The organism is Sneathiella sp. HT1-7 (assembly GCF_020731145.1).
Classification (GTDB): Bacteria; Pseudomonadota; Alphaproteobacteria; order Sneathiellales; family Sneathiellaceae; genus Sneathiella.
This window is the reverse complement of the sequence record NZ_JAJFZN010000005.1, coordinates 152,246-173,073: the sequence shown is the minus strand read 5'-3', so window position 1 is coordinate 173,073 and position 20,828 is coordinate 152,246. Positions and strand designations below refer to the sequence as shown.

20 protein-coding genes and 1 other RNA gene are annotated in these 20,828 nt (G+C 49.5%); 16 read left to right on the top strand and 5 right to left on the bottom strand.

Features of this window, described 5'->3' with window-relative positions:
• Positions 1-4 precede the first annotated feature (4 nt).
• The 12 genes from LKE13_RS17005 (at position 5) to LKE13_RS16950 (ending at position 7,491) form a co-directional block, all read left to right on the top strand.
• Positions 5-343 carry a DUF1491 family protein gene (locus tag LKE13_RS17005; protein WP_227952758.1) on the top strand — a complete coding sequence of 113 codons (339 nt, stop codon included), beginning with the start codon at positions 5-7 and terminating at the stop codon, positions 341-343.
• Between the two features lie 107 nt (positions 344-450).
• Positions 451-1,245, top strand: coding sequence for a thymidylate synthase (locus LKE13_RS17000; RefSeq protein WP_227952757.1), 795 nt, complete (start codon positions 451-453; stop codon positions 1,243-1,245).
• 7 nt (positions 1,246-1,252) lie between these two features.
• A complete protein-coding gene (locus LKE13_RS16995) occupies positions 1,253-1,771 on the top strand; it encodes a dihydrofolate reductase (RefSeq protein ID WP_227952755.1) in 519 nt (172 codons plus the stop codon).
• Between the two features lie 18 nt (positions 1,772-1,789).
• Positions 1,790-2,123: a transfer-messenger RNA gene (gene ssrA, locus LKE13_RS16990) on the top strand.
• Between the two features lie 97 nt (positions 2,124-2,220).
• On the top strand, positions 2,221-2,706 hold the full coding sequence (locus LKE13_RS16985; protein ID WP_227952753.1) for an SspB family protein: 486 nt from the start codon (positions 2,221-2,223) through the stop codon (positions 2,704-2,706).
• A 54-nt stretch (positions 2,707-2,760) separates the two neighbouring features.
• A complete protein-coding gene (locus tag LKE13_RS16980; protein ID WP_227952751.1) occupies positions 2,761-4,380 on the top strand; it encodes a fumarate hydratase in 1,620 nt (539 codons plus the stop codon).
• On the top strand, positions 4,373-4,624 hold the full coding sequence (locus LKE13_RS16975; protein WP_227952749.1) for a ribbon-helix-helix domain-containing protein: 252 nt from the start codon (positions 4,373-4,375) through the stop codon (positions 4,622-4,624). Before LKE13_RS16980 ends, LKE13_RS16975 begins: the two co-directional genes overlap by 8 nt.
• A gap of 87 nt (positions 4,625-4,711) precedes the next feature.
• On the top strand, positions 4,712-4,918 hold the full coding sequence (locus LKE13_RS16970) for a DUF4169 family protein (protein WP_227952747.1): 207 nt from the start codon (positions 4,712-4,714) through the stop codon (positions 4,916-4,918).
• Between the two features lie 113 nt (positions 4,919-5,031).
• Positions 5,032-5,190 (top strand): hypothetical protein, encoded by a 159-nt coding sequence (locus LKE13_RS16965; RefSeq protein ID WP_227952745.1) that lies wholly within the window; start codon positions 5,032-5,034, stop codon positions 5,188-5,190.
• A gap of 142 nt (positions 5,191-5,332) precedes the next feature.
• Entirely contained in the window at positions 5,333-6,211 is an 879-nt protein-coding gene (locus tag LKE13_RS16960) for a haloalkane dehalogenase (protein ID WP_227952743.1), read from the top strand.
• A gap of 26 nt (positions 6,212-6,237) precedes the next feature.
• The gene (locus LKE13_RS16955) at positions 6,238-6,576 is read left to right on the top strand and encodes a hypothetical protein (RefSeq protein WP_227952740.1); all 339 of its coding nucleotides are present in this window, start codon (positions 6,238-6,240) and stop codon (positions 6,574-6,576) included.
• A 39-nt stretch (positions 6,577-6,615) separates the two neighbouring features.
• Positions 6,616-7,491 (top strand): adenylate/guanylate cyclase domain-containing protein, encoded by an 876-nt coding sequence (locus LKE13_RS16950; RefSeq protein ID WP_227952738.1) that lies wholly within the window; start codon positions 6,616-6,618, stop codon positions 7,489-7,491.
• On the opposite strand, the gene LKE13_RS16945 is transcribed toward LKE13_RS16950, so the two are convergent.
• Positions 7,488-11,528: a Calx-beta domain-containing protein gene (locus LKE13_RS16945; protein ID WP_227952737.1), complete on the bottom strand. Its 4,041-nt coding sequence runs from the start codon at positions 11,526-11,528 to the stop codon at positions 7,488-7,490. The two genes, LKE13_RS16950 and LKE13_RS16945, sit on opposite strands and share 4 nt — an antisense overlap.
• 283 nt (positions 11,529-11,811) lie before the next feature.
• Between LKE13_RS16945 and LKE13_RS16940 the strand changes: the two genes are divergently transcribed.
• Together LKE13_RS16940 and LKE13_RS16935 are read left to right on the top strand one after the other, a co-directional pair.
• A complete protein-coding gene (locus tag LKE13_RS16940; RefSeq protein ID WP_227952735.1) occupies positions 11,812-14,058 on the top strand; it encodes a CHASE2 domain-containing protein in 2,247 nt (748 codons plus the stop codon).
• A gap of 148 nt (positions 14,059-14,206) precedes the next feature.
• Positions 14,207-15,112, top strand: a complete 906-nt coding sequence (locus LKE13_RS16935; protein ID WP_227952733.1) for an AEC family transporter — start codon at positions 14,207-14,209, stop codon at positions 15,110-15,112.
• Between the two features lie 88 nt (positions 15,113-15,200).
• Here the strand turns inward: LKE13_RS16935 and LKE13_RS16930 are convergent, their stop codons facing one another.
• On the bottom strand, positions 15,201-15,842 hold the full coding sequence (locus LKE13_RS16930) for an HAD-IA family hydrolase (protein ID WP_227952731.1): 642 nt from the start codon (positions 15,840-15,842) through the stop codon (positions 15,201-15,203).
• 187 nt (positions 15,843-16,029) lie between these two features.
• Here LKE13_RS16930 and LKE13_RS16925 point away from each other — a divergent pair, with 187 nt between their 5' ends.
• Complete coding sequence (locus LKE13_RS16925) at positions 16,030-16,836, top strand: pentapeptide repeat-containing protein (protein WP_227952729.1); 807 nt, start codon at positions 16,030-16,032, stop codon at positions 16,834-16,836.
• 13 nt (positions 16,837-16,849) lie between these two features.
• Here the strand turns inward: LKE13_RS16925 and LKE13_RS16920 are convergent, their stop codons facing one another.
• Entirely contained in the window at positions 16,850-17,554 is a 705-nt protein-coding gene (locus LKE13_RS16920) for an HAD family hydrolase (protein ID WP_227952727.1), read from the bottom strand.
• Positions 17,555-17,595: 41 nt separating this feature from the next.
• Positions 17,596-18,993, bottom strand: a complete 1,398-nt coding sequence (locus LKE13_RS16915) for an FAD-binding oxidoreductase (RefSeq protein WP_227952725.1) — start codon at positions 18,991-18,993, stop codon at positions 17,596-17,598.
• Between the two features lie 104 nt (positions 18,994-19,097).
• Between LKE13_RS16915 and LKE13_RS16910 the strand changes: the two genes are divergently transcribed.
• On the top strand, positions 19,098-19,586 hold the full coding sequence (locus LKE13_RS16910) for a thioesterase family protein (protein WP_227952722.1): 489 nt from the start codon (positions 19,098-19,100) through the stop codon (positions 19,584-19,586).
• A 59-nt stretch (positions 19,587-19,645) separates the two neighbouring features.
• Here the strand turns inward: LKE13_RS16910 and LKE13_RS16905 are convergent, their stop codons facing one another.
• Positions 19,646-20,776 carry a DUF2336 domain-containing protein gene (locus LKE13_RS16905; protein WP_227952720.1) on the bottom strand — a complete coding sequence of 377 codons (1,131 nt, stop codon included), beginning with the start codon at positions 20,774-20,776 and terminating at the stop codon, positions 19,646-19,648.
• Positions 20,777-20,828: the final 52 nt, after the last annotated feature.

Genomic DNA, 20,828 nt, shown 5'->3' with positions numbered 1-20,828 from the left:
TACTTTGGAACCTCGCCTGAAAGCCGAGATTTGGATCAAAGCCCATATCCGTAAATGCGCCACGCTTAATGTGCCGGTTATGGTAACCCGGCGCGGCGATGAGACGGCGGGATCTGTCTTGTTGAAAATAAACCGCTTGGGGCCGGGCTGTATGGTTCTCTCCCCCACGACGAATTTCGATGACGGCGCACGCATGTGGCTGAAAGGAACGGGCCCTGACTGGGTTGAGGAAGCAGACGCCGACGCCTATATTGACAGGCGAGTTAAAAACGATCCTGATTTGTGGGTGCTGGAAATTGAGGATAGAGAAGGTCGCGCATTTCTGGACGAAAAAATTGAATGAAATTACCAGAACGGTGATGTAATCCCGCTTAATTTGGGCTGGCATTCGTCACAGGCTTAACTTATTCTCATACTACATATGCCTTAGATTCAACAGGAACCCGCTTGATGCAACAATATCTAGATCTTTTGCGCACCGTTCGCCACCAGGGCGTTTTCAAGTCGGATCGCACAGGCGTCGGAACCTATAGCATTTTCGGCCATCAGATGCGCTTTGATCTCTCCCAGGGGTTCCCGGTGCTCACGACCAAGAAGCTGCATCTGAAGTCCATCATACATGAATTACTCTGGTTTCTTTCCGGCGAGACAAATATCCGATATCTCAAAGAAAATGGTGTGCGGATATGGGATGATTGGGCCGATGAGAATGGTGATCTCGGCCCGGTTTACGGCGCGCAGTGGCGGTCCTGGCCACGCCCCGACGGTGGCTCAATTGATCAAATTACTAATCTCATCAACCAGGTCAAAACTAATCCAAATTCTCGCCGCCTGATTGTCAGCGCCTGGAACCCGGCGGAAGTTGACAATATGGCTCTACCGCCCTGTCATTGTCTTTTTCAGTTTTATGTGGCAGACGGCAGACTTTCTTGCCAGCTATACCAACGCAGCGCTGATGTGTTCCTTGGTGTCCCGTTTAATATAGCGTCTTACGCCTTGCTTACCATGATGATGGCGCAAGTGTGTGAACTGAAGCCGGGCGAATTTATCCACAGTTTTGGTGATACGCATCTTTATTCCAATCATATTGAGCAGGCGGATTTGCAACTGGAACGCATCCCAGGCAAACTGCCCACCATGCAGATCAACCCCGACATCAAAGACATTTTTGCCTTCACTTTTGATGATTTCAATCTCGAAGGATATCAGGCCGCCCCACATATCCCGGCGCAGGTTGCCGTTTAGGTCCGCAATGCCCTCCATTCTCCTCTCGGCCATGGTTGCCGTCTCTGAAAATCAGGTAATCGGCGTGGATAATGGCTTGCCATGGCGCCTTTCAAATGATCTGAGATGGTTCAAGGCAACAACCACCGGCAAACCAATCATAATGGGACGAAAGACATTTGAATCCCTGCCCGGCATGCTTCCCGGGCGCCCCCACATCGTGATTACCCGCGACCCTGATTTCATTGCTGAAGGTGCTATCGTTGCACATAGCCTTGATGAGGCCATACGTTTAGGCAAAGATGCTGCGCAACGAATTGACGCCCGCGAAATGGTTATAATTGGCGGAGCGGAAATATATCGACAAGCCATGGAAATGCTGGACCAAATATATCTCACCCGGGTGCATGCGACAGTAACCGGAGACACTTTTTTTCCGGAACTTGACCCGGCGAGTTGGACCGAACTATCACGCGAGTTTCATAAAAAATCGGAAAAAGATACTTACGATCACAGTTTCATAACACTCAAACGGAAACAGCCTTAAAAAAAATTGCCGCGATCGCCCCTTTTAATATCAACGCAAAAGAATTATATTCATGATGTTGGGTAACCAACTATGGCGATAAACGTTGCATGGAATAAACGTTGCGGACCCGGGGGCGGTACCCGGCGCCTCCACCATAAAGACAGTAATATACAAGAATACAACTGTCTTTTTGATGGGGGCGAAATAGGCTCGACGCGCGCAGTAAAGATGTAATTTTTGCTCGGTATGATACCACCGATATCGGGTCATTTTTATAAATGCTAACGATAATAACGAAGCATTTGCCGTAGCTGCTTAATCGCACTACACGGGGTTCGGAGGGGCACCTGGCAACAGAAGCCCCTTCACTTGTTCTACATCACGCGATGCCTTAGCCGGCATCTCGTCGCATAAATTGAATTAATGTAATTAAGTAAAAAGCGTCGAAGGCGGGGATTATTCACGACATGGATGACGAAATCAATTACACGAAAATGGTTGAAAATGCGCTGCTGGAAGTAGTTCGCAATGCGCTTCGTCATGCTGCGGTCAACGGCCTGCCAGGGGACCAGCATTTCTATATTACCTTTAAAACCTCCTACCCCGGGGTTTCCGTGCCGACACATCTGTCTGAGCGCTATAAAGATGAAATGACAATAGTGCTGCAGCACCAATTTTGGGATATCGTTGTGGAGCAGGACTACTTCACCGTCGACCTGAGTTTTAATCACAAACGTGAGACGTTAAAGGTTCCCTTTGATGCCTTAACGGCTTTTGCCGATCCGTCTGTACAGTTCGGCTTACAGTTCTCTGTAACTACTCCCGAAAGCGAGACCGTGTCCGCTCCTGAAGCTACCCTAACGGAACCTGCAAAAACTGCAGATGAGGAAGCAAACGGCGTACCAGAGAAACAAGGGGAAGTAATAACCCTTGATGCATTCCGTAAAAAATAGCTAATCTTCCAAACAACCCGTTCTTCTGTTTCGACATCAACTGAAAGCCAGCCCATGCCCGAATTTCACTATCAGGACATGTTTTCCCTCGGGAAAGACGACACCCCATATCGCAAACTGACCTCTGATTATGTTTCAACAATCGACGTGGACGGCAAGCAAATCCTGAAAGTGGAACCAGAGGCACTAAGCCTGCTCGCGGCGGAAGCAATGCATGATGTTGCCCATCTGTTGCGGCCCAAGCATCTTCAGCAGCTTGCGAAAATTCTTGAAGATGACGAAGCCTCTAAAAATGACAAATTCGTTGCAACGGAGCTTCTTAAGAATGCCAATATTGCGGCCGGTATGGTTCTGCCAGGATGTCAGGATACCGGCACGGCGATTATTATGGGCAAAAAGGGCCAATATGTCTGGACTGACGGAACTGATAAAGAGCAGCTTTCCCGAGGCGTCTACAAGACTTATACCGAAACAAATCTCCGTTATTCGCAGCTGGCGCCGATCAGCATGTTTGAAGAAAAGAACACAGGTACGAACCTGCCTGCTCAGATCGACCTGTATGCCATAAATGGCGATTCTTATGAATTTCTCTTCGTAGCCAAGGGTGGCGGCTCAGCCAACAAAACCTTCCTCCATCAGGCCGTGCCGAGTGTATTGACGCCTGAACGTCTGGTACCATTTATCGAGGAAATGTTAATGTCTCTCGGAACGGCCGCTTGCCCGCCGTACCACCTTGCATTAGTCATTGGCGGCACTTCTGCAGAAGACACTATGAAGACTGTCAAACTTGCCTCTACCAAGTATTACGATGCGTTGCCCACCACGGGAAATGAACATGGCCGCGCCTTTCGTGATCTGGAAATGGAGCAGGAAGTCCTGAAAATTTCGCAAGGGATCGGGATTGGTGCACAGTTCGGTGGCAAGTATTTCTGTCATGATGTCCGTGTTATCCGAATGCCGCGCCATGGCGCAAGTGTACCAATCGGAATCGGCGTCTCCTGCTCTGCGGATCGTCAGGTTAAGGGCAAGATCACCAAAGAAGGGGTCTTTATCGAGCAATTGGAGACCAACCCCGCCAAGTATCTACCGGAGGTCACGGACACGGATCTCAATGATGAAGTGGTAAAAATTGACCTTAACAGGCCGATGAAAGATATTCTGGCGACGCTTTCGCAATATCCTATCAAAACCCGCCTGAGTCTGAGCGGTACAATTATTGTCGCCCGCGATCTCGCCCATCGCAAATTGCGCGAACTTCTGGAAAGTGGCGAAGGATTACCACAGTATTTCAAGGATCATATCATCTATTACGCTGGTCCCGCTAAAACACCGGAAGGCTATGCATCAGGTTCTTTCGGGCCAACGACTGCCGGCCGAATGGATGGCTATGTTGATCAGTTCATGGCCGAAGGTGGCAGTATGGTGATGCTTGCTAAGGGCAACCGCAGCAAGGCTGTTGTTGACGCCTGCAATAAGCACGGTGGATTTTACCTTGGCTCCATTGGCGGTCCGGCCGCAATCCTCGCGCAGAATAATATCAAAAAAGTTGAAGTACAGGCCTTCGAGGAATTTGGAATGGAGGCAATATGGCGCATTGAAGTCGAGGACTTCCCGGCCTTTATCGTCATGGATGACAAGGGGAATGACTTTTTCGCCCGAAAGAAAGATGACTAAGGAACCCTTTGCGGCCGGGCCTGCTCCCACGGATATTGTCAAGCATTCGGTGAGTATTTCCGGCCATCGGACCAGTGTGTCGCTGGAGCGGAAATTCTGGGAACTGTTCAAAAAAAACGCCAAGCGCCAGAACCTTAGCATTAACGAACTGATCACAAAAATAGACGCGACACGTCAAGGAAATCTCTCTAGCGCAATTCGTCTTTTTGTACTGGAGGAGCTTCTCGAAAAGAAGCAGGATTAGGGGCTTTCTGCAAATTTTATTTTGGGATTGCCCTACGCCATCCCTATATAAAGTTAGCAGTAACAATGAATAGAGGTCGTTATCAACATGGGTGATATCGTCAATCTGAATCAGTTTCGTAAGGAACGAAATCGTAAGGCAGCAGAAGATTTGGCCCGGAACAACCGGGCGAGTTTTGGCCGGACCTCCGCGCAGAAAAAGAAGGATTTGGACAAAAAGAAAAAGCGGGACGCCTTGCTTGACCAGAAAAAACTGCCCGGCCAAAGCGAGGAGGATACACCTTCCGAAAATTAGCTAATTCTTTACACATTTCATTTAAAAATAGCAGATTAACGTCATAGAAATGACTCAACCTTCTTCTATTGAGTAGCGGCGTGTCGCAAAGGCGAGCGCAATAGGAGGTATAAATGGAAACCGGTGTACGGAAATACCAAGAACCCGCATTGCAAGATTTGCTGGCAGATCCTGTTATTTTGGCTGTTTTGAAGCGAGACGGGCTAACCGTTAATGATGTTATAGAAGTTGTAAAAACCTATCAGGAAAAAACGCGCTTGCGCCCATCCTGAAGACTTCACTCCGCTGTTCTCCATAGCCAATTTGGCATCTGACTTCTTTTGTTGTGTAAATTCATGCGCTCGCGTTATTATCCGGGCAGATGCTCACTTGCGTAACTTTTACGAAATCAGCAATCAGGGAGACAAACCTAGCGTGACGGCTGCATTAAGATATAAGAAGAAATCGGCGACCATCCGGGGGCTTAAAATGTCCTATATTGAGGAGGGCGAAGGTGATCCGATAATATTTTTACACGGGAACCCGACATCATCCTATTTATGGCGCAATGTTATGCCACATCTGGAAGGACGCGGGCGCCTGATTGCGCCGGATCTTATCGGTATGGGCGATTCCGAGAAACTACATGACAGTGGTCCGGACCGATACACATTCAAGGAACATCGAGCTTTTCTGAACGATCTGCTTGCTTATTTAATGGTTGAGGATAACGTCACCCTCGTCGTTCATGACTGGGGCTCTGCACTAGGATTCGATTGGGCCTACCAGAATCAGTCTGCGATGAAAGGCCTCGTCTATATGGAAGCAATCGTTCAAACTATTGCCAGTTGGGATGATTGGCCCGAGAGTGCCCGGAATATTTTTCAAGCGTTCCGTAGCCCCGCTGGTGAAGACCTCATCCTTGAGAAAAATATCTTTGTCGAACGGGTTTTACCCTCCTCCATCATCCGCAAACTTGAGGATGATGAGCAGCGCGAATATACCCGGCCGTTCCGAAATGCCGGGGAAGACCGACGCCCAACACTGACTTGGCCTCGGCAAATACCCATTGCCGGAGAGCCTGAAGACGTGGTGAAGATTGTTGATGATTATTCCGCTTGGCTTAGCAAATCTGACATGCCCAAGCTGTTCATCAATGCAGACCCCGGCTCCATACTTGTCGGACCTCAACGCGAATACTGCCGATCCTGGCCAAACCAGACGGAGGTAACCGTCAAGGGGCTACATTTCGTTCAGGAAGACAGCCCGGACGAGATTGGTCAGGCTATTTCAGAATTTGTAACAAAATCATAGATCACATCTTTTCAGCGGAAACTATTGTGGAAAAAAAGCGAATTAAACTGAACGCCCTTCAAAGCAAGACTCTGGCTCTGCTGCAAATACTGGCACGCGACGCCGATAGTTCCAGCCCAGCTGGCGATAATGGTGATGTCCGCATTACTCGCCTGCCCCATGCCCATGGCAATCACATGCATGTCGGGGATTATACGGTGTTGAGCCGGGACGCCAGTGGCCTGAACAATAAGTCTGTTTGGACTGCGCTCAGCCGCAAGGGCCTTGTTCGCGAAAACTGGGAAGAGGAAATCTTGCTGACGGCGGAAGGGCTCAACTTTTCTACCGGGCTTGAGGACAAATTTTTAACGGCATCTGATCACTAGGACAAAGTAAATAGCGCGTAGCCGGAGAATGTACCGCCAATGAATGTTGATTTGGACAGAAAACTGACCACAATCCTTTGTGCGGATGTCGCCGGATATAGTCGTCTGATGAGTGATGATGAGGGAAAAACCCTCAACCGGCTGAAAATAACGCGGGAAATTTTCCGGGAAGTTATTGATCGTCATGGGGGCCGCATCGTCAATATGACAGGCGACGGGCTCGTCTGCGAATTTTCGAGTGTCGTAAAAGCCGTGCAATGCGCTGTCGAAGTCCAGAACACGATCAATAAGGAAAACGCATCCCTCCCGGCGAACGACCAGATGCTCTATCGCATCGGAATCAATCTTGGCGATGTCATCATCGAAGAAGACGACATTTTCGGCGATGGTGTCAATGTAGCTGCGAGATTGGAGGCAATGGCACCTGTGGGCGGCATTTGTATTTCCGGCTCTGTCTTTGATCAGGTCAAAAACAAGCTCCCCCGGGAATTTAAGTTTCTTGGAAACAAGGGCGTCAAAAACATTGCCGAACCCGTCGCAGTTTATTCCCTATCTTTGAGCGAAATGCCCGATAAACAGCCTCACTCGTCGACCTATCATATTCCCCTATCTGACGGCACGCCCCAAGACACGGAAGAAGATACCGAGGAAGACAAACGAATTCGGGCATATGTAAAAAGGCAGGCAGGTTTTTATCGTCGCGCGCTTACCTTCGGGACAATCATTCTGTTTCTTTTCGTAATTAACATGACCACATCGCCCAACTATTGGTGGTTTCTATGGCCTGCAGGTCCATTTCTCTTTATTTTGATAACGGATGCTGTTCGGATATTCGGCATTGGGCACAGGGCGGAAGACTGGGAAAAGCGTAAAGTAGCTGAAATCAAATCTCACAATCGAAAGCGCGATCGTTAAGATTCATCAACAATGATCCTTGAGGCAATGTCTTCAAGAGCCTGCACATCCGGATTGACATAATTATCGAAAATTATAGTCGGACCATTTGCGACAAGCATAGAAAGCGTAGCCTTACCATCCATTTCCCCAAGTTCCCAAGCCTCTCCATTGCCGCGTTCATCTACGAGAATACCAAGATCATCAAATATCTGATCAAGGTTTATGCTGTCTTCAGTGACGTCAAAATCGGTGATTGTCACATCTCCAGTGTCGGCCGCTGTAAAGGCAAAGACATCCGCTCCCGGACTTCCAAACAGCTGCTCACTTTCGTCACTTTTCTCGACAACACTCGGCGAAACGGTGAAGGCCGACAAGACGGCTAATCCGCCTGCGCTTCCGTCGACGAAAGTGAAGGTCAAAAATGCACTACTGGTATCACCATCGCCATCGGTCAACACATATTCGAAACTCTCCACCTCACCGGGACCAGCCTGGTCCGGAGCAGTATAAGTATAGTCCCCGGCAGCATCAATCGAGAGACTACCGCCAAGGTCAGACTCAACGATAAGAAGATCACCATTTTGCGGGATAGCATATTCCGTGCCATTGTGGACAAGCAACGTCAAGGTCCCATCATCTGCGCCGAGCTGGTCTATTGCGCCAGAACTGACGACGTTATCCGTCTCCACGACGGGAATAGTGTCGACCAGAACTGACCCGAGGTCGCCCGGATCAATCACGACGGTTGGTTCATCCGCCGCATTTTCAACTTTCGCCAGTTCAGCCGTGCTTATGCCGGACCCCAGCCCCACGGCAACGACTTCAATGTCATTGCTGTCAACAAATTGCTGCCATTCATTTCCACCGTCCGTCGGCACCTCTTGCCCGCCACTCGGTTCCCCGTCGGAAATAAAGTAAACAGTGGTCTGATCGAAAGCTAATGTAGGATCAGCGAGGTCCGCCTCAAGGATTCCCTGTGCGCCGTTTTCGTTATTTGCAATCGCGGCCGCGTAATTCGTTGCGCCCCCTGGCGCCAGATTGCCCGTGTCCATAACGAAATCTTGAGCCGCCTGAACGGAAGTACCTTCAAAAACCACGGACGAGGCAGCCGCAAAGCCAATAATCGTGATTTTGGTCTCACTCGAAACAGCCTCATATTCCGATAGAACATTGTCCACGGCAGCCCTTAGAATTTGTATGCGGGTTTGTCCCGTCCCTGGAACAAAACTAGCCATCGACCCCGAAACATCGAGGACAAAAACAAGATTATACGCCGGTAACATTGGTGCCGGTAATTCAACAGCATCTGAACTTGCAATTGGCACGTCATCAACAATCGTAGCGGTGAAAGACCCACTAATCACGGATCCATCCTGATCTACCACATCATATGAAAAGGGGAGCGCCAGTCCATCCTCCCCCACACCCGAATGATCGACAACATCGTTAAGCGTCAATGTATATCCATAGTTATCACCATCGCCATTCGGGCCGAAATCCAACAGGAATACAGGGCGCGCCGGCGCGCCGCCATCGGGGATCGCTGTCGCAATGACCTGTTGCGTTATGCCATCCGCGAGCGTCACAAGTTCATAAACAACGGGATCCCCGCCAGACGTAATGGCCGGTAATTCGCTGATATCAAGTATCACGGCTCCCGCTCCATCAAGGCCAAAATCAATTTCCGCAATCCCGTTTACAGAGGTTGACTCCGGAGCCACATCTCCACCAGCGGGGAGATCATCCTCATCAACAAAAATGTCCGCTGCGGCACCTAAAGCAGGCCCGCTATCTTCAATTTCGACAGTCAATGTGCCGGTAGCAGATGAATTGTTCGTATCAGTGACAGAAAGGGCGAGATCAAACGAAAGATCCGCAACATTTTCTCCGTCGCTTCCGAGATGATCAATCGGCCCTACCAACGACATGTCATAGGTACCATCGGTATTCAGTGTGACCGTGAAAACCGTTACGCCTCCGGCGGCCCCAGTCACAATATTCGTTCCCAGCCCGGAAAGAACAATCGGCACACTGTTGGAGGTAAGACCAGCCGCATCAAAATTCGCCTGGCTTGTATCGAAGGTCACCGCAGAAATTTCGCCGCTGCCGCCACCAATGCCTAAGGAGGCACCTTCAATTACATCCCCCTCTTCCGTTTCTACTAGTTCTGCGGGCGTTCCCTCCTCCACAACGACTGGATCGTCATTATCCTCGATTGTTAAGGTGACAGACGCAGAATCTGTGTCGATTGTTGCATTACTAGATGCACCGACCAGTGAGAGTGTCAGCGATTCCGGTCCTTCAAAAAGACTGTCATCAAGAATTGGTATGACAATGGTCGTAGTCGCCCCGGGAGCCAGACCTGTTTCACCGCCGTCAAATGTAATGGTCTGAACAGTGTCAGTCGTATAGTCACTGCCCGCCGTTACCGTGCCCGTAATCTGATAGTTTACACTTACCGTAACACCGGGTGCGACGGCCTTGTCGAGTGTGAGAGTAAAGGATAGCGCACCGGCACCCTCTCCGACAGAGAGATCGCCTTCGCCGATCCCAACCCCACCAACCGTAACCTCAGACATCGTAACCAACCCGATGTCGTCATCAGTGATAACAACCAAAGCCTGACCGGAAGTGATGTCAATATCCGCATTTTCTGCGCCAGTAATGGCAACAATAAAGAATTCAAGATCCTCAATAACATCATCATCGATAACTGTTACTGTGAAAGCCGCTTCGGTTGCGCCGGGCGGAATAGTAATTGTCCCGTCGCCATTACTAATAAAATCAAGATCGCCAGGAAGTCCAGACCCTGTTCCCGACGCGGAACCCGCGCGAATCTCATACGTTACCGTCACTGGGACATTCGTTGGTTCGGTTAGGGTAATAAATATTTGAAAGCTTTCCAGATCACCTGATTCCTGATCTACAACCGAGACGACGTTTAAGCCTGTCTGTGGGCCTAGGCCAATAATTTCCTCACTATTCTGAGTATTACGAAACTCAAGATCTGTCCCCGTGAGCAATCCCGCCGCGCGGAGGAGATCACCTATCGATTGGCCACCATCAATGCCACCCTCGCTGAACGGCTGAAAATTTGCACCCCCGCCCGTTTGTGCACGCCTGCCCGCTTCCGGTGAAATCTCATCCGGATCGAAGTTATCCTCATCATCGAACCATTCCGGATTCACCAGCCGCAATGCCTCTCCGTAGATATTGAAAAGCTGCTCCCCTGTCAGAATGAAGGGAACACTCGGCAATGCCGAAAAGCTAGTGACAAAGACGGATTGGTTCGGAACATCCAACAGCTGCGAACCAGCCTCATTAGTGATAACAATCGCACCGGTAAAAAGCGTGAAAATCGTTTCTTCACCGATGTTCTTCACATGCCCGGACCAACTCGTGCCGCGAATACCGATGGTGCCGACAGGTGTCCTTACGTCTACATTTTCCGGGTCATCTTTGGCGATTTGTCCGCTAACCAGCGAGAAGACGCCCTGCAAAAGGGAAACGCCAAACTTCCCATCACCCGAGGAGGGATTGTAGATCATTTCATCAAGAACGGCACGACCATTCTCCCCCATGGAGAATTGCGTATCATCGCCAAACACTATGGTGAAAGATGAGCCACTCGCCGTCTCAATGACGTCACCCTGAAAAACCGCGCCGCCCGGAACCAGCTCTTCACTGGTTCCATCCGCATGGCGCGCAGTCACTGTTCCGGATAACTCCGAGACTTCGCCTATCGGGCCATCCGCATCGGATTGCGTACCGGCGGACTGTGCCATTGGTCCCGGCCCGGCAAGCTTGACAACCAGATCCGCCGGAATACGCGCGCCACCATCGGTTATAAGGTCGACGGCATTTCCGGTAAAAAAATAGTCATATATCGTAATGTAATCGCCCGTATCGGAACTCAGATTTAGATTGACACCTTCGCGAGAATATTCCGCGATAAGTGGCTTGATCTCGTCCCCCAACTGGACTGGGTTGCCGTCAGAAATTTCATGAGTTGCAAGGGGGTTGCCACCAAGGTCCGAAATATTATTCTGTTTCATTCTTTAATTACCCTTCGGCAGCACATCCTGTTCTTCGTCCGTCAGTAAAAATCAAATAAGACCGTCGAACGGCTAAAACAAGTTGTCAAAAATATTTGCCCAAACTTTTGCGAAATAAAAAATCTCTTCTAGGGCAATTAATAAAGTATTGTTATTTGAAAGAAACCACTATGCCACATTTTGAACAAATTTCATAAAATTTTCGGTAACTATAGTTAATACTGGAAATTTCTATAAACTATCGTACAGACAACGAAGCCCGCAAAAGAGTGTGGACCCCCGTATGGCGGAGAAAAGGAAAGGGCGAGAGCCCTCAAGAAAATCAAACAGCCTTAGGTGGTTTTCCTTCGCCAGAGGCGGACGCATCCCTGCCTTTGTGCTCCTCATGGCAGCCTTGTTTCTGCAAATTTCTGACCCGCAGTTTCTCTCCAGTTTCAGGGATCGTATCTTCGATGTTTATCAGCAATCCCAACCGCGCGAAGCGCAATATCCACGCCCGGTTGTGGTAATTGATATTGATGAGAAAAGCCTTCTGAACCTAGGGCAATGGCCCTGGCCCCGATCATATCTCGCAAAACTTGTTGAAAATGCTACAAAAGCCGGTGCCGCCGTCATCGGTTTCGATATGTTATTTGCCGAATCGGATCGCCTGTCCCCGACTGAAATGTCACAAAATATTCCTGACCTTTCCCCTATACTACAGCGCCAACTCAGCACCCTGACCTCTTTCGATAACATTTTTGCACGAGCGATCAAGGATAGCCGTGTTGTCCTTGGCATTTCGGTGAGCCCTGCAAGTGTTGGTGCCAATAATCTGGGGCTTGGACGTATCCCCTCTTTCGCGCTTCTCGGCCATGATCCGAAACCATTTTTGAGAAATTACCCTGCTCTCATCGGGAACATTGATACACTCGATATCGCCGCATCCGGACGAGGCATGATCAGCCTTGATCAGGATTTTGATGGAATCGTCCGCAGGATTCCGCTCGCCAATCGGATCGGAGGACAGATTATACCTTCCCTTGCCTTGGACATGCTCCGTGTCGCGACTGGGAGAAATGTCATTATCCAGACAAATGAAAACGGAGTCGTCGGCTTCAAGGTGGCGGGAACTTTGGTACCAACAGATACAAAGGGACGGATCTGGTTAAAATACGCACCATATGACCCTTCTCTTTATGTTTCTGCCCTCGACGTCATTAACGGTGATATTGGTGAAGAGGTCCTGGGCGGAAAGCTTGTTCTGGTGGGCACTTCGGCGACCGGCCTGAAAGATCTACGGGCGTCCCCCCTCACATCGAACCTACCCGGTGTGGAGATGCATTTGCAGCTTCTAGAGAACATTTGGACACAAACCTATATGTTTCGACCGGAGTTCATCGCCATTTTTGAATGGGCAGGCACATTGTTGACCGGTCTTGCGCTAATCATTCTGGTGCCTCTTGCCGGAGCCCGAACGACTCTTGGGCTATTGGTATTTATCTCGGTCACTGCAACCAGTTCATCGATCTATTTCTTCATCTCCAACTCTATTCTGGTAGATGTAAGCTATACCCTGTTCATATCCATCCTTGTCTACATCACAATGGTTTATGCAAATTATCGTGGCACAGAACAAGAGAGAACGCGCATTCGAACGGCCTTTGCCCATTATCTCTCGCCTGAACTCGTCAAGCGACTTTCGGCGTCACCCGATAGCCTGGTTCTCGGCGGCGAAGAGCGGGAAATGACGTTCATGTTCTGTGACGTTCGTGAATTCACCGTCATTTCCGAAGGATATAAACATAACCCACAAGGACTGACCCATCTGATCAACCGCTTTCTAACGCCGATGACGGGCGAAATTCTTGATCACAATGGGACAATCGATAAATATATGGGCGATTCCATTATGGCTTTCTGGAATGCGCCCCTTGAGAATCCACACCATCCAAAGGATTCCGCGGATGCAGCGTTGAGAATGATTGTCCGTCTTGCCGCCTTGAATGCGGAACTGGAAAAAGAAGCCGAGTTGGATAGCCGCGAGTTCAAAGCGCTTCGGGTCGGGATTGGCCTAAACACCGGAGTGTGTATCGTTGGCAATCTGGGATCTGAGCAGCGGTTTGATTATTCCGTTCTTGGCGACCCAGTCAATCTGGCCTCCCGTCTTGAAGGCCAAACAAAGGAGTATGGTTTCAGCATTATCCTCGGTGAGAGTACCGCGTCCTCTATCCCGAATTATGCTATGATTGAATTAGACCTTATTGCTGTGAAAGGCAAACAGGAGGCCGTCAAGATATTCGGACTACTCGGCGATGAGGATCATGCAAAAAGCCCCCAATTTATTGAGGCAAAAGAGGCCATTGAGACATTTCTCGGGCTGTACTTTTCTAAAGACTGGGGCGCAGCCTTGGACAAGCTATCGATCATCGAAAACCTGAATCCTCGCCTTGAAAAATTTGTTACCCTCTATCGGGATCGCATTTCCAGTTTTAAAGAAACGCCCCCGCCATTGGATTGGGATGGCGTCTATCGAGCTCTTTCAAAATGACTGGTCGGATTTTGGACCGAATAATAACTCTCAGCGCCAGAAGGGTGAATAAACCAATTTTTCTGAGTACACCAAAAAACGGTTTTCCTATTCCGCCTCGTAATGACACAAGAGTTTCGACATAGAGAATTTTTGAGAAAAACTCATCATGCAACAGATCGAACTTATTTTAATTTGCCTGAGTATTGGCTTGGTACTTGGATGGTCTGGGCGTCTTCCGGATAATGCTTCGAAAGCACTTGGTGGCTGGGTAATCAATGTCGCACTGCCAGCTGCGGCACTCAAAAGTTTGCATGATGTTTCGATTAGCTCAGACTGGTGGCTTGCTGCGGCGTCGCCTTGGATCGGCGTCGCAATCTCAATTGTTATCTTTCTCCCGGTTGCCCGGTTTTTTGGCTGGTCACGGCAGCGGATTGGAGCTCTTTTATTGGTCGCCGGTTGGGGAAACACATCGTTTGTCGGACTGCCGATGATATCCGCCCTGGCTGGAGTGCAATGGCTTGGCTTAGGGCTGGTGATTGATCTGTTCGGATCCTACCTCGCCCTGTCCATAGTAGGTATTTCAATTGCGACGATATGCAGCTCAGGGAACTTCGACATTAAATTGGTGATGCGCCGCATTGTAACCTTTCCACCTTTTATTGCAGTTGTATTAGCCATCGCCACCAACCATCTGGATCGGCCAATCTGGATTAACGATGTCGTTGATTCTCTAGCCGCAACACTCACACCATTGGCGTTGGCAGCAGTTGGCTTTTCCTTGAGGTTTGATCGATTTTCCGGAAGACTAATTGCCTTAAGCTTCGGACTTGGGTTTCGTTTGCTCGTCGCTCCTGCGGCAATCTTATTAATGTATTTGCTGATTGGGCGACTAGGCGATCCAGTCTCCAAAATCGCCATTCTGGAAATGGGCATGCCTCCGATGCTAGGCGCCAGCATTATCGCAATGGAGTACGATCTCGAGCCGAACCTCGTAGTTCTGATGATCGGCCTCGGCGTGCCTTTGTCCATGCTGACGGCTTCAATCTGGTGGTCGGCTATCACCACACTTTAATGACAGAAGGGCATCATCCCGAGCCTTCTTGCCTTACAAATGACAGAGAAACGAGCTGAGATCATACAATCCAGTCCATTGTTGACCGTCAGGCAAATGAGACGTTCGCTGCTGCGGAAAGGTCCTCTAGGGCCTGCGCTTCGCTGACAACCTTTATCGTCTTCATCCCCATCGCCGCAGCTGGCTTTAGATTAATACCGAGGTCATCAAGATAGACAACTTCCTCCGGTATAACTTCCATCTGTTCGCAAGCATACTCATAGATACGTGGGTCTGGTTTGCGCAGACCGATCTTACTTGATTCTATCACCTGCCGGAACATTGTCATAACATTCGCGACCTCCGCTTGCGCAGCGGCGTCCCGGGTCATACCAGGACCCTTGCCCGCGGCGACGTTATTCGTCAGACAAGTACAATTATATTTTTCGCCACATATTTTGAGGGCATTGACCATATTCGGCCGGACATCACCCGCGAGAAGTTTAATAATTTCCGTGCCCGGAATGGCATGCCCCAAAGCACCACTTTCCGATTCAAACAGTTTATCGAATTCTTCCATCGTCACGTCACTGCGCTCAAATTTTGCCCAGGCGTTACTGTCGGGATTCGTCGAGTTTATGCGCCGAATAAAATCCTTGGGCAGCCCCCGTTCCTTTTCAAAACGCGCAAAGGCCTCAAACGGGCTCGTTGTCAAAACACCGCCGAAATCCCACAGGATGGCTTTTATCATTAGAAATTTTCCCTATTGGCAAGACGATTACAGATAATTCAACCGCCGAATTTTATTCTTACTTTTGTTAAATAGTGACAGGCGTATTTTATCCTGTCAAACATCGAGGTAGATTGAATTCATCATATTACCCACTAATTCATGACATAAGTGAAGTCGAGACTAAATTATTGCGGGAGCGTCCTTTATGAGAGCCTCAATGTTAAGCGCCATCATTCTTTTCGTTGGAATTGCCAGCGCGAGTGCGTTTGAAAGTCAAGATATCAAAAAACTGACAGAAACAGGGAGCTGCGGTGGATGCGACCTGCGAGGGGCAAAGCTGCAATATAAGGATTTCAGCGAATCTTATCTTAAGGGCGCGAATTTACGCGATTCCGTATTGAAACAGATAAATCTCAGCCGGGCTAATCTAACGGAAACGGACATGCGCCGGTCCGATCTTGAGAAGGCAACACTTGTCTCTGCCGATCTTGAGTATGCTATCCTGCAGGATGCGGATATGGAAAAGGCCAAAATGACCAATGCAAACCTCCGGCGCACAGACTTACGAAGTGCAGACTTTGACAGCGCGGACGTGGAAGGTGGAAAGTTTCAGGAAGCTGATATCCGAAAGGCCTACTTTAAACGCGCCAATCTAACGAATGCCAATTTTAGCAATGCCAAGGTAACAGAGGTAAATTTCAAGCGGGCAAACTTGTCCGGTGCTATTATGACCAGGGCGGAACTGAACGACGCAAATTTCACTCGCGCAGATTTAACGGATGCCCGCCTTGAAGAGACAGACCTGAGACACGCAAATTTTTACCGCGCGCATTTGACAAATACTGTTTTATCAGGCGCTCGGCTCTCAAATACGTCCTTCTGGGGCGCCGATCTTTCCGGCGCGAATCTGGAAGATGTGACAGGATTGGAACAGGAACAGCTGGACACCGCATGTGGTGATAACAAAACCATCCTGCCCAACAAGCTCAAGATCAAGGAATGCACACCGTAGTTCTGCGCTAACGCTAAGTCAGCTTTATCAGTAACTCCGGCAGTTCACCAAGATGTTCTATGCTATGGAAACGGGAGTTTCCCTCCGGCGGCTCCGCATGCTCATGCACCCAGGTTAAATCATGGGGAATGTGAACCCCAACGCCACCAGCCTCAATCACCGGAATTACATCGCTTTTAAGTGAATTCCCCACCATCATGCTTTCATGCGGTGATCGCCCGGCTGTACTGAAAATTCGTTGATAAGTATCCTGATTTTTCTCACTAACGATTTGAACATCGTCGAAGAGATCTCCAAGCCCTGACTGGGCCAGCTTACGCTCCTGATCGAACAGGTCACCTTTGGTAATCAGTACCAACTGATACCGGCCCTGCAACTCCAAGAGGGTTTCCCGAACATTTGGCAGCGTTTCAACCGGATGGCGCAGCATTTCCCGTCCAGTGCGCAAGATATCATGCAGCACTGAGGCCGGCACCTTGTCCTCTGTTACTTCTATCGCCGTCTCTATCATCGATAGAGTAAACCCCTTGATACCATATCCATAGAATTCCAGGTTTCGGCGCTCCGCCTCCAGCAGGCGTTCTGTTATATGGTCGCTTTCGGCAAAGTCGCTAAGCATCGCGGCAAACTTTTCCTCCGTCATGCGGAAAAAATATTCGTTTTGCCAAAGGGTGTCATCGGCATCGAAACCAATAACTGTCAGGGAGTTAGAAACCATTTCGCGGATCAATCTTTAAACTGCGTGCTGGATATCCGTAATTATTCCGCTGCCCGGTCTGGAATTATCTTACCAGGGTTCATAATGTTATCCGGGTCAAGCGCATGTTTTAGCGCAGCCATAACATCGACGGCCTCCCCATGCTCCATATACATATATTTCTTCTTGCCGAGGCCGACGCCATGCTCCCCCGTGCAGGTGCCATCCATGGATAATGCCCGCTCGATCAGACGGCTGTTGAGCCGTTCCGCTTCCTCCAGTTCTTCAGGGTTTTCCTTCTTGATGACGAAGGAAAGATGGAAATTGCCATCCCCCACATGTCCAACCAAAGGCGCCACAAGGAAACTGTCGGCGAGATCCTTCTTGGTCTCCAGAATACAATCGGCAAGGCGTGAAATGGGAACGCAAACATCCGTTGCCCAAATCTGCGCGCCATTGCGAAGCGCCATCGCCGCATAGGCAGCATCATGACGGGCTTGCCAGAGCTTGCTTCGTTCTTCCGCCTGTGTCGTCCATTTGAATCCTTGCGCACCGAACTCAGAGCAGATTGTGCTCACCTGCTCTGCCTGCTCCTTAACGGAGGCATCACTCCCATGGAACTCAAGGAATAACGTTGGCTGCACCGTGAGATCGAGATTTGAATAGCGGTTCACCGCATCCACCTGCACTTCGTCCAGCAATTCAATCCGCGCGACTGGAATACCGCTCTGGATTGTCAGGATCACGCTCTGAATGGCCCCTTCGATATCCGGGAACGAGACTGTCGCCGCTGATATTGCTTCAGGAATTCCATAAAGCTTGAGCGTAATTTCAGTAATGACGCCAAGCGTCCCCTCCGACCCGATATAGAGTTTAGTGAGATCGTAGCCCGCGGCACTCTTCTTGGCCCGGTGACCAGTCGAGATGACGCGCCCATCGGGGAGCACCACCTTAAGACTAAGAATATTTTCCCGCATCGTGCCATAACGCACCGCATTTGTTCCCGACGCCCGGGTCGACGCCATGCCGCCAATAGAAGCATCCGCACCCGGATCAATCGGAAAAAACAAGCCGGTATCGCGCAGATATTCGTTGAGTTGCTTGCGCCGAACTCCCGGCTGTACCGTGCAATCCAGATCTTCAGGACTCACCCGTAAAATCTCGTTCATTTCGTTTAGGTCAATCGAAACACCCCCTGAAACAGCATTTACATGCCCTTCCAACGAGGTGCCTGCCGCGAAAGGTATTACAGGGACCTTATGTGCAGCACAGATAGACACAATCTGGGAGACTTCTTCTGTGCTTCTGGCAAAACAGACAACGTCCGGTGCCTTTGGAAAATGCCAGCTTTCGTCCTTGCCATGCTGTTCACGAACAGCAGCGGCAGTTGAGCAGCGCGGCCCGAGAATTTCCATTAGTTTGGAAATCACCTGATCCATCTCCGGATGTCTGCTCGTCATGATAGCTCCCTCTTTGCTCTGCCGACTGGGGTGGTCAGCCACTTTCTTTGACAGTATCATATAACCTGCCGTCCATTTAAAGGAAGAAGAATTAAGGACTGATAATGAACGAAACCTCCATGCCTCTGATCCACGAGCAAACTGTCCGCCCAGAATGGATCGATCACAATAAACACATGAACGTGGCATATTACGTGTTGATATTCGACCATGCTCTGGATGACTTTCTCGATGAGATTGAGCTTACCCGGGAGTATCGTCAATCAGCTAACTGCACCGTCTATGTGCTGGAAACGCACGTCACTTATATCCAGGAGGTACATGAGGGTGATGCTTTGAACATGTATGTACGGGTCTTGGATTGTGACGAAAAGCGAATGCATCTTTTTCTGGAAATGCGCCACCGCGACAAAGGCTTCCTCGCCGCAACTTCCGAGCAGATGATCATGCATCTAAGCACAAAGGATGGGCCAAAAGCAGCGCCCATGCCGGAGAATTTGCAGACAAACCTGCAAAAACATAAAGACCAGTTTGCGGGCGATCCTCTACCGAAGCAAGCCGGCGCTGTGATTGGTATTCGGCGAAAATCATAAAAAAACACCGCCCAATGTGGCGGTGTTTCATACAGAACTCTGATTGTCTGTGCGGTAGGTCAGGCAGCTTGACTATCGGCAGCTGAACTATTACCCAGCTTAGCGATCAAGTAGTCGACATTCTCGCCATCGAACTCATCTTGGAAATGAGTTAAAACGCGTTCGATAACCTGATTGCGGTAGCGCTCCCGATCTCCTGGTGTACCGTCGAAATCCAGTTCATTGGCAACATCCAGCCCAACTCTCATGATTTGCTGCAAACCGCCGGGGATATTGGATTTCTCGCAAAGCTGTTTTAGCCCGTTGCCGCCTGCATCAGTCACAAGAATATGCACATTTGAAACCGCGATATTCGAATATTTCGCCATGGCTGTTTCAAAGAAATCAACGTCCCCAACACAAAGAGCCCGCAAGATAATTGTCGGGGTCAGACGATTGTTCTCATGAAGCTGATCAATCAGATCAACAAGGTCAGAATGGCTAGCGCCATCCTTGATAAAGCCGATCATAGTCTTTTCACGGCTTTCTAAAATGAGGTCGGTTGCCATGCCGGGGGACATTTCGTGATGTGTCACCAAATGCTCACGGAGCTTATCCGACACCATCGTCACTAAGCGCTCAGTAACCGTAATCGGTAATTTGCTCCGATGCGCCATTGGCGCCTGTATCTTCTCGCTCTCGCCAAACTGGTCAAGCACCTTTTCATAGGTGGCATCGGAGATTTCTGCACCACCATTCTGCATAAGCGTTGCCACAACATCTTCAGATCCACTATCCGCCAGCTTTTCGGAAACCGCTTCGGATACGACTTCACGGCTCGCTACCGCCATCTGATGCAAATCGGATTTTGAACTTATGATGTCAAATAGATCTTCATCGGTGAGTGCACTAGAGAAGCTGAGCATAGGCGTTGCTACATCGGCGATATCGCTCGCCAATGTCTTCGCAATATCGTGCGGCAGATCAGGAACCGACTTTAAGGTTTCCGCCAGTGTCTTGCGCACTAGAACTTCTGCATCACTCACAAGAATGCGGAATATTTCCTCGGCTTCGCGACGTTCTGTCTCGCTGAAGCCCGTGTCTGTCATACTACCCGCGATCTTTTCAACTGTTTCCGCGCGCGCGGCGGCAGATCGATCGTTAAGCAGTCGTTCGACATCCGCAGGGCTTAAAGAACCGTTATTAGACACATTGGCTCCAGTGTTTTAAGTTATTAGGAAGCTTCACTCTGGCCAAATTATA

Bases quoted from the DNA above. Each gene is read 5' to 3' on its own strand.
- LKE13_RS16935 (WP_227952733.1), top strand. From the start codon at position 14,207: ATGCAACAGATCGAACTTATTTTAATTTGCCTGAGTATTGGCTTGGTA.
- LKE13_RS16975 (WP_227952749.1), top strand. From the start codon at position 4,373: ATGACTAAGGAACCCTTTGCGGCCGGGCCTGCTCCCACGGATATTGTC.
- LKE13_RS16985 (WP_227952753.1), top strand. From the start codon at position 2,221: ATGGATGACGAAATCAATTACACGAAAATGGTTGAAAATGCGCTGCTG.
- LKE13_RS16940 (WP_227952735.1), top strand. From the start codon at position 11,812: ATGGCGGAGAAAAGGAAAGGGCGAGAGCCCTCAAGAAAATCAAACAGC.
- LKE13_RS16950 (WP_227952738.1), top strand. From the start codon at position 6,616: ATGAATGTTGATTTGGACAGAAAACTGACCACAATCCTTTGTGCGGAT.
- LKE13_RS16930 (WP_227952731.1), bottom strand. From the start codon at position 15,842: ATGATAAAAGCCATCCTGTGGGATTTCGGCGGTGTTTTGACAACGAGC.
- LKE13_RS16970 (WP_227952747.1), top strand. From the start codon at position 4,712: ATGGGTGATATCGTCAATCTGAATCAGTTTCGTAAGGAACGAAATCGT.
- LKE13_RS17000 (WP_227952757.1), top strand. From the start codon at position 451: ATGCAACAATATCTAGATCTTTTGCGCACCGTTCGCCACCAGGGCGTT.
- LKE13_RS16915 (WP_227952725.1), bottom strand. From the start codon at position 18,993: ATGACGAGCAGACATCCGGAGATGGATCAGGTGATTTCCAAACTAATG.
- LKE13_RS16965 (WP_227952745.1), top strand. From the start codon at position 5,032: ATGGAAACCGGTGTACGGAAATACCAAGAACCCGCATTGCAAGATTTG.
- LKE13_RS16925 (WP_227952729.1), top strand. From the start codon at position 16,030: ATGAGAGCCTCAATGTTAAGCGCCATCATTCTTTTCGTTGGAATTGCC.
- LKE13_RS16920 (WP_227952727.1), bottom strand. From the start codon at position 17,554: ATGGTTTCTAACTCCCTGACAGTTATTGGTTTCGATGCCGATGACACC.
- LKE13_RS16910 (WP_227952722.1), top strand. From the start codon at position 19,098: ATGAACGAAACCTCCATGCCTCTGATCCACGAGCAAACTGTCCGCCCA.
- LKE13_RS16945 (WP_227952737.1), bottom strand. From the start codon at position 11,528: ATGAAACAGAATAATATTTCGGACCTTGGTGGCAACCCCCTTGCAACT.
- LKE13_RS16980 (WP_227952751.1), top strand. From the start codon at position 2,761: ATGCCCGAATTTCACTATCAGGACATGTTTTCCCTCGGGAAAGACGAC.
- LKE13_RS16995 (WP_227952755.1), top strand. From the start codon at position 1,253: ATGCCCTCCATTCTCCTCTCGGCCATGGTTGCCGTCTCTGAAAATCAG.